The following is a 6,863-nucleotide window of genomic DNA, read 5'->3' as shown; positions in this document are numbered from 1 at the left end:
CGTCGATAGGAGGCATGTGGACGGGCGGCAACGCCTGAAGCTGAGCCTTACTAATCGCTCGATCGGCTTGATCCTTCATGAACGTCGCGTGCAGCGGCAAACCGCTCATGCGCTCAGAAGATGCATCCTCACATTCTCGACTTTACGAACGACCCGGACGAAAAGGGCGCCCGCATTGCTGCGGGCGCCCTTTTCGTTTTTGCAAAATCGACTACTCGCCGAGATCCTTGAAACCCATGTCGCTGTCGGCGGCGGTGACGAGCCAGTTCTTCGGGTCACCGATCAGCGGGGTCAGCTCCGGACGGTCGGCCGCGGGGCGGGCCATCATCCGGGTCGGCTGGCGCAGACCGTTTTTTAGGCAGAGGAAGCCCATCATCGACAGGGGACGGGCGGCCTGCGCGTTCAGCGTGCGGCAGACCAGGGCGGCCAGCCGGTCCCGCCGGGCGCGCTCGACCAGCAGGGCGAAGGCGGGCATCAGCCAGCCCGGACGGGCCAGATAATCGCAGACCACCCCGACGCTCTCGCCGCGCCAGCGGTCCACCCGCAGCACCACATAGGCCATCACCGTGTCGCGGCGCATGACGAGGAAGCGGCGGTGCCGCGCCGCGTTCGGGATCTTGTCGAAGCGCCACTGGAGATAGGCGTGGTCGCGCCGGGCGGCGCACAGATGCTGCGGGGCCGCGGCCTCCCACAGGCCGTCCATCCGCTCGTCGAAGCGGTCGACCTCGACCAGCCGGGCGCCGAAGGTCCGGGCGGCCGCGTGGCCGACCAGCGAAGCGGCGTTCATCGCCGGCTTGCCCAGCCGCGCCACCAGGCGGGCCAGTCCGCCGCCGTAAGGGCTGACGCGCAGGCAGCGCGGCGGATCGATGACGCGCAGGTAGGTCGGGATGTTTCCCAAATCCAGCCAGCCCGCCCGCTTGTAGGATTTGTAGGCGGCGTCGGTCATCGACAAGGAGACGCTCACCTCGCTGGCGGCGGCGTGGGTCTCCGACAGGCCCGGCCCGACGCCGCGCAGCCGCCATTCCGGGGCGACCATCAGGTCGATCGCCCAGGAGGCGCGGCGCACCCGCTGCCCCACCTTCAGCGCGAAGGGAATGCCCGCCTGCTGGCCGACGATCCCCCCGTTCCGCTTGCAGACCCAGAGCTGCATCCCCTCCGGATCGGGGGTCGGCGGCTCCTCGAACAGCCAATTGAAATGGGTGTCGTCCAGCAGCGGGGAGTCCGCGCCGAAGTGGTCGCGCTGGAAGGACTCCAGCGCGACGCGATCCTCGGACATGAACCGTTCCACACCCCGCTGAAGCCAGGGCATTGCGGTCATGCGTCGCTCCCATCCACCTCGACCGGCTGCACCAGCGCAGCGTTCCGCAGGATGCGGCCCGACGTGCGGCGCTTCAGGACGATGTCCTTGTAGACGCGGCGGACCTGTTCGACCGACAGGTTGAGGGCGCGGGCCGCCTCGTCCTCCGGCACGCCGCGGCCGTAGGCGCAGAGCGCCAGGTCCAGCTTGTCGTAGGGGATGGCGTAGTAGAACTCCTCCTGCGACTGCGGCAGGGTGTAGGTGTCGGTGCTCGGTGACTGGCTCTGGATGTCGTCGGGCAGGCCGAGATAGGCGGCCATCTGGTAGACCTGGGTCTTGAACAGATGGGCGATCGGCTTGAGGTCGGCCAGACCGTCGCCGCCGCGCACGAAGAAGCCCAGCTCATACTCCAGCCGGTTCGGCGTCCCGAGGACCGCGTAGTTCAGCCGGTCGGCGTGGGTGTATTCCATGGTCTTGCGGACGCGCTGCTTCAGGTTGGTGGCGGCGACCACCGACAGGTAGACGTCCACCGGCATGCGGCTGGTCTGGCGGTCGCCCTCCGGCGATTCCACCGTCATGGTGAAGTAGTTGACGCGGTCGGCGTCGAGCAGGCCGGCGGCCAGACCGATCTTCTGCTTCCAGCCCGGACCGTATTCCGGGAACAGGCGGCGGATGGCGCTGTCGCGGCGGTCGTAGCAGCCGAGCGCGGTCAGCGGAGCGGTAAGGTTCTCCATGATCGGCTCGATGCCTAGGCTCTCGCAGAGCAACCGGCCCCGGCGGGTGCTGTCGGGCGAGGATTCCTTCTCCGGCATCAGGATGGCCAGGACGCGCTCCGGCCCCAGCGCGCGAACGGCCAACGCCGCGCAGACCGAGCTGTCGATGCCGCCGGACACGCCGAGCACGATGCCCTGGCGCTTCAGGTCGTGGGCGACGGTGCGCTGGATGAACTGTTCGATCTCCCGGGCCGCGGCCGCGCAGTCGAGCGAGAGGGCGTTGGCGTCGAAGGGATGCAGGGCGTTCAGCATGGTGTCGGTTTTCCCGGTTGGCGTTGTTGCATCGACTGTGAGAAGGGGACTGTGAAAAGGACTGTGCCTTGGGGACCGCGCCGGTCCGCCGGGTCAGGCGGCAGCGGCGCTGTCCAAATGCTCTTCGAGAATGTGGATGGGCGCGGCGTCCAAGCGGGCGCGGAGCGTCGAGGCCCGGCCCGGCAGCTCGTCCAGCACATTCCGGGCGAGCATCTGGAGGGTGAGCACGCCGACCAGGGCCATCTCCTCGCGCTCGCCGGCCATGCGGCCGTCGGTGCGGTGGGCCTTGGCGGCCAGCGCGGCGACGCCGGCGGCGTCGACCAGCCCGTAGCGGTTCAGCGACTCCTCGGACAACAGGTCCCGGACATAGGCCGGGGCCTGGGCGCCGAAGAGGGCGGTGGTCATCGGGGCGCGGTAGGGGCGCTTCGGGCGGTGGAAGATCTCCGCCGGCAGCAGGCGCGAGGCGACGCGGCGCAGCGCCAGCTTGTCGCGCAGCCCCAGCATCTTGACCCGGTCGGGCAGGGCGGCGCAGAGGTCGTCCACCTCCGGGTCGAGGAAGGGATAGCGGACCTCGATGCTGTTGGCCATCGCCACCCGGTCGCCCTGGCTGGTCAGCAGGTAGGGCGACATGAAGGCGGCGATCTCCGTCCACTGGGTGCGGGCGAGCGGGCTCCAGCGCGACCAGCTGGCGGGCAGATGGGCGGCGACGGCCTCGTCGAAGGCCTGCGCGTTGGCGGTGGAACGCACGTCCGGGGCCAGCAGGCGCTGGGTCCAGGCGGTGTTCTGCCAGCGGATGCGGTGGGCGTAGAAGGGATCGTCCGTTTCCGTCATGCCGCGCTTCCAGAAGGCCTGCCAGAGCGGGCTGTCCTTCTGGCCGCTGGTGGCCGCGTAGGGATGGATGCGGCTGAGCAGCTTCGGGCGCGCCGTGGAGTGCGGCTGCCGCGCCCAGAAGCGGCGGACCTTGTCCTCCTTGAAGATGTCGTAGCCGGCCAGCCACTCGTCGGCGCCCTCGCCGGACAGCACGACGCGGATGCCGCTGTCGCGGACGAGGCGGGAGAGCAGGAAGAGCGGCGCCGGGGCGGTGCGGACCAGCGGCGATTCGCCGTGCCAGATCACGTCGGGCAGGGCGGCCTGGATGTCCTCCGCCGTGCAGAGAATGTCATGATGCTCCGTCCCGACATGGCCGGCGACCAGCCGCTGCTGCGGCGTCTCGTCGAAGGCGTTGTCGGCGAAGCGCACGCCAAAGCTGTGCATCTGCGTGGTGTCGAGCTTGCGGGCCAGCGCCGCGATCACCGAGCTGTCCAGCCCGCCGCTGATGTAGACGCCCACCGGCACGTCGGCGCGCAGCCGCAGGCGGATGGCGTCGAGCAGCTTCTCCTCCAGCCGGTCCGCCGCCTCGTCCAGCGAGATGCCGGACAGGGCGGGATCGCCGGCCATGTCCGGCTCCCAGTAGCGGGCCTCGTGCAGGCGCAGGTCGGCGTCGATGCGGATGGCGGTGGCCGGCGGCACGCTCTGCACCCCGGCGAAGACGCTGCCCTGGGGGGCGACGCTCCAGTGGGTGAAGACCTGGGCGAGGCGGGCGGCGTCGAAGCGCGGCTCGATCCGCCCGCCGCCGAACAGGGCCTTGGCCTCCGACGCGAAGGCGAGATGGTCGCCGCTGCGGGCGTAGAACAGCGGCAGGATGCCCAGCCGGTCGCGGACCAGCCACAGCTCGCGCTTCACCGCGTCCCACAGGCCGATGGAGAACTGGCCGTTCAGCTTGGCCCAGGCGGCGGGGCCGTATTCCTCGAAGGCATGGACGATCACCTCGGTGTCGGTGCGGGTGTAGAAGCGGTGCCCGCGCGCCTCCAGGTCACGCCGCAGCTCGACGTGGTTGAAGATCTCGCCGTTGAAGGTGATCCACAGCGTCCGCTCCTCGTTGTGGATCGGCTGGAAGCCGCCGGCCAAGCCGACGATGCTGAGGCGCGCATGGGCGAGCCCGATCCGCCCGTCGCGGTAGAAGCCGTAGCCGTCCGGGCCGCGGTGCCCGATCATGGCGATCATGCGCTTCAGTTCGTCGAGTCCGGCGGGCTCGGCACGCGGCCCGGCGAGAACTCCGGCGACACCACACATCGCACGCTCTCCTGTGTGTCTTGATCCGGCGGGAAAGGGATCGGCGGAAAAGGGTCAGGCGGTTTCGGCGAGCATCGCGCGCTTGATCTTGCCGGACTCGGTCTTCGGCAACTCGTCGCGGATCTCGATGAATTTGGGCACCAGATGGCTTTCCAGACGGCCCCGGCAGTGCTGGCGGATCGCCATCTCGGTCAGGGTGGCGCCGGGACGGACGACCAGATAGGCCTTCACCGCCATGCCGTCGGCGGGGTCGGGCACGCCGAGGACGGCGGCCTCGACCACGGCCTCCAGCTCGTAGAGGGCGTTCTCGACCTCCTTGGGGCTGACCTTCTCGCCGCGGCACTTGAACACGTCGTCCTTGCGGCTGACGAAGTAGAGGCAGCCGTCGGCGTCCATGGTGAAGAGGTCGCCGGTGTAGAGCAGAGTCTCGCCCTGCGGCCCGCTGCGCAGGCGCTTGGCGGTTTCCTCCGGGCGGTTCCAGTAGCCGCGCATCACGTTGGCGCCGCGGACCACCAGCTCGCCGACCTCGCCGGGGGCGGCGCGGTTGCCCAGCTCATCCACCACATAGGCTTCGCAGTTGGGGATGGCCCGGCCCACCGAGGCGGTCTTGGTGCCGAGGTCCCGCGGGTCGAGGTAGCAGATGCGGGTGCAGCATTCCGTCATGCCGTACATCGAGTAGAAGGCGGCATCCGGGAAGCGCTCGCGCAGGCGGTCGATGTGGGCGGTCGGCAGCGGGGCCGCCGCGTTGGTCAGGTAGCGCAGGGAGGAGAGGTCGGCGGTCTTCAGCGCCTCCATCCCGAGAAGGGTGGAGAAGAAGGTCGGCACGCCGGGCAGGCCGGTGATGCGGTGCTTCACCATGCGCGCCAGCGTTTCCGCGGGGAAGGCGAAGGAGCGTTCCAGAACCACCGTGAAGCCGACCCGCGCCCCGGTCAGGATCTGCGACAGGCCGTACCCGAAGGTCAGCGGCAGGACGCACATCACGACGTCGTCGGGCGTGTTCTCCAGATAGGTGGAGATCGACCAGGTGGTGTTCACCAGCGCGGCGTGGCTGAGCATCACGCCCTTGGGCCGCCCGGTGGTTCCCGAGGTGTAAAGGATGGCGGCCAGATCCTGGTCGATCAGGCCGCGGTTCTGCGGCTTGGCGCCACCGGACTGGGGGTCCGGGTGGGTGGCCACGATGTCCGTGAAGGAGAGCCCGCCGGCCCCGGCCGGCACGGCGGGCCCAACCCACAGCGTGGTGGCGAGGTGAGGTGCCTCGCCAGCCGCCGGCACAACCTGCCGGGCGAGCGCGGAGGGCGCGATGAGCGCCCGCACGCCGGCGTCGGTCAGGATGTAGGCCAGCTTGTCCGCCTTGGTGGACGGGTTGACGGGGACGTAGACGGCCCCGGCCTTCAGCGCGCCGAACAGGCCCGCGACATACTCGATCGAGTTCTCCAGCATGACCGCCACACGGTCGCCGCGCACCACCCCGGCGGACTGGAGCGCGCAGGCGACGGCGTCGCTCTGGCGGTCCAGCTCGGCGAAGGTGACGGCGTTCTCCCCCGCGATCAGCGCGGTGTGGTGAGGCCGCCTTGCGGCGGTTTCGCTGAGGAACTGATGAAGCAGGTGCGCCATGACGCTGTTCCCTTGCCTGGCTTCGGTGACTGTCCCGATGGTCCGTTCCGTCCTGGCGGACGGATCAGGCCGCGTCCTTCAGGGTCCGCTTGCGCTCGACGTAGGCGGCGATGCGGCTGACCGACTCGAGGTTGTCGGCCACCATGTCCTCGTCCTCGACGATGATGCCGAAGTGCTCTTCCAGGAAGGCCACGACGTGCATGATGCCGGTGGAGTCGATGATGCCGGTCTCCAGCAGGGATTCGGCGTTGTCGAAGCCGGAGTCGCTGCCGAGCAGGAAGTTCTCCACGATGAAGGCGCGGATTTCCTGGGTGGCGGGTGCGCTCAGGGTCGTCGTCTCGGTGGTGATGGCGGTCCGCATGTCGCTGGCAACTCCTGTGGGTTTGATCGTCGATCCTTGGCCGGCAGTTCGGGACGGTGGTCGACCTCGTTGGGAGTTACTCCAAAGGGGCCGTTCCGTTCCTTTCGGTGTTACCGCCTCGTTGCGTGGGATTGGGAAAGGCATTTCCCGTTCTTTGCAGAGAGGCTTCGGCAACGCCGCCGAGTACGTCATTCTTTATTGCATTCGAATGCGGTGTTTTCGAGAGTGCAAAGGACGATCGGACGGTGAAGACAGTGGCTAACCACTCAGGGTCATTGCAATTGAGCAGGGAATACCTTCTCGTACTCTTGGAGAGCCCTCTCTGACTTGCGGCGTAGGCAGGCCTATCGCTCTCGTCATGGTTGCTGAGGGGCGGGCGTACGAGCCCCCACCCTAGCCCTCCCCCGCTGGGCGGGGGAGGGAATTGCCGCCGCTTTCGCAGACATCTCCCTCC

Annotated in this window: 5 protein-coding genes; all 5 read right to left on the bottom strand. The window is 68.8% G+C overall.

Annotated features, from left to right (window positions below; genetic code table 11):
• Positions 1–211: 211 nt before the first annotated feature.
• The 5 genes from Q4I23_RS28820 to Q4I23_RS28800 all read right to left on the bottom strand — a co-directional run bounded on the left by Q4I23_RS28820 (position 212) and on the right by Q4I23_RS28800 (position 6,409).
• Positions 212–1,276, bottom strand: a complete 1,065-nt coding sequence (locus tag Q4I23_RS28820) for a GNAT family N-acetyltransferase (protein ID WP_498528483.1) — start codon at positions 1,274–1,276, stop codon at positions 212–214.
• A 38-nt stretch (positions 1,277–1,314) separates the two neighbouring features.
• A complete protein-coding gene (gene nadE / locus Q4I23_RS28815; RefSeq protein ID WP_137141467.1) occupies positions 1,315–2,322 on the bottom strand; it encodes an NAD(+) synthase in 1,008 nt (335 codons plus the stop codon).
• A gap of 93 nt (positions 2,323–2,415) precedes the next feature.
• Complete coding sequence (gene asnB / locus Q4I23_RS28810; protein WP_498528482.1) at positions 2,416–4,434, bottom strand: asparagine synthase (glutamine-hydrolyzing); 2,019 nt, start codon at positions 4,432–4,434, stop codon at positions 2,416–2,418.
• A 54-nt stretch (positions 4,435–4,488) separates the two neighbouring features.
• The gene (locus Q4I23_RS28805; RefSeq protein WP_498528481.1) at positions 4,489–6,048 is read right to left on the bottom strand and encodes a class I adenylate-forming enzyme family protein; all 1,560 of its coding nucleotides are present in this window, start codon (positions 6,046–6,048) and stop codon (positions 4,489–4,491) included.
• A 64-nt stretch (positions 6,049–6,112) separates the two neighbouring features.
• Positions 6,113–6,409 carry an acyl carrier protein gene (locus Q4I23_RS28800; RefSeq protein WP_014198153.1) on the bottom strand — a complete coding sequence of 99 codons (297 nt, stop codon included), beginning with the start codon at positions 6,407–6,409 and terminating at the stop codon, positions 6,113–6,115.
• Positions 6,410–6,863: the final 454 nt, after the last annotated feature.

It is taken from the genome of Azospirillum sp. UFLA03-27 (genome assembly GCF_059803775.1).
The sequence above is the reverse complement of the archived record's forward strand: the minus strand, read 5'-3'. Positions and strand labels throughout refer to the sequence as shown.

Excerpts from the sequence above, each read along its gene's own strand:
- Q4I23_RS28820 (WP_498528483.1), bottom strand. The coding sequence starts at position 1,276 with ATGTCCGAGGATCGCGTCGCGCTGGAGTCCTTCCAGCGCGACCACTTC.
- nadE (WP_137141467.1), bottom strand. The coding sequence starts at position 2,322 with ATGCTGAACGCCCTGCATCCCTTCGACGCCAACGCCCTCTCGCTCGAC.
- asnB (WP_498528482.1), bottom strand. The coding sequence starts at position 4,434 with ATGTGTGGTGTCGCCGGAGTTCTCGCCGGGCCGCGTGCCGAGCCCGCC.
- Q4I23_RS28805 (WP_498528481.1), bottom strand. The coding sequence starts at position 6,048 with ATGGCGCACCTGCTTCATCAGTTCCTCAGCGAAACCGCCGCAAGGCGG.
- Q4I23_RS28800 (WP_014198153.1), bottom strand. The coding sequence starts at position 6,409 with ATGCGGACCGCCATCACCACCGAGACGACGACCCTGAGCGCACCCGCC.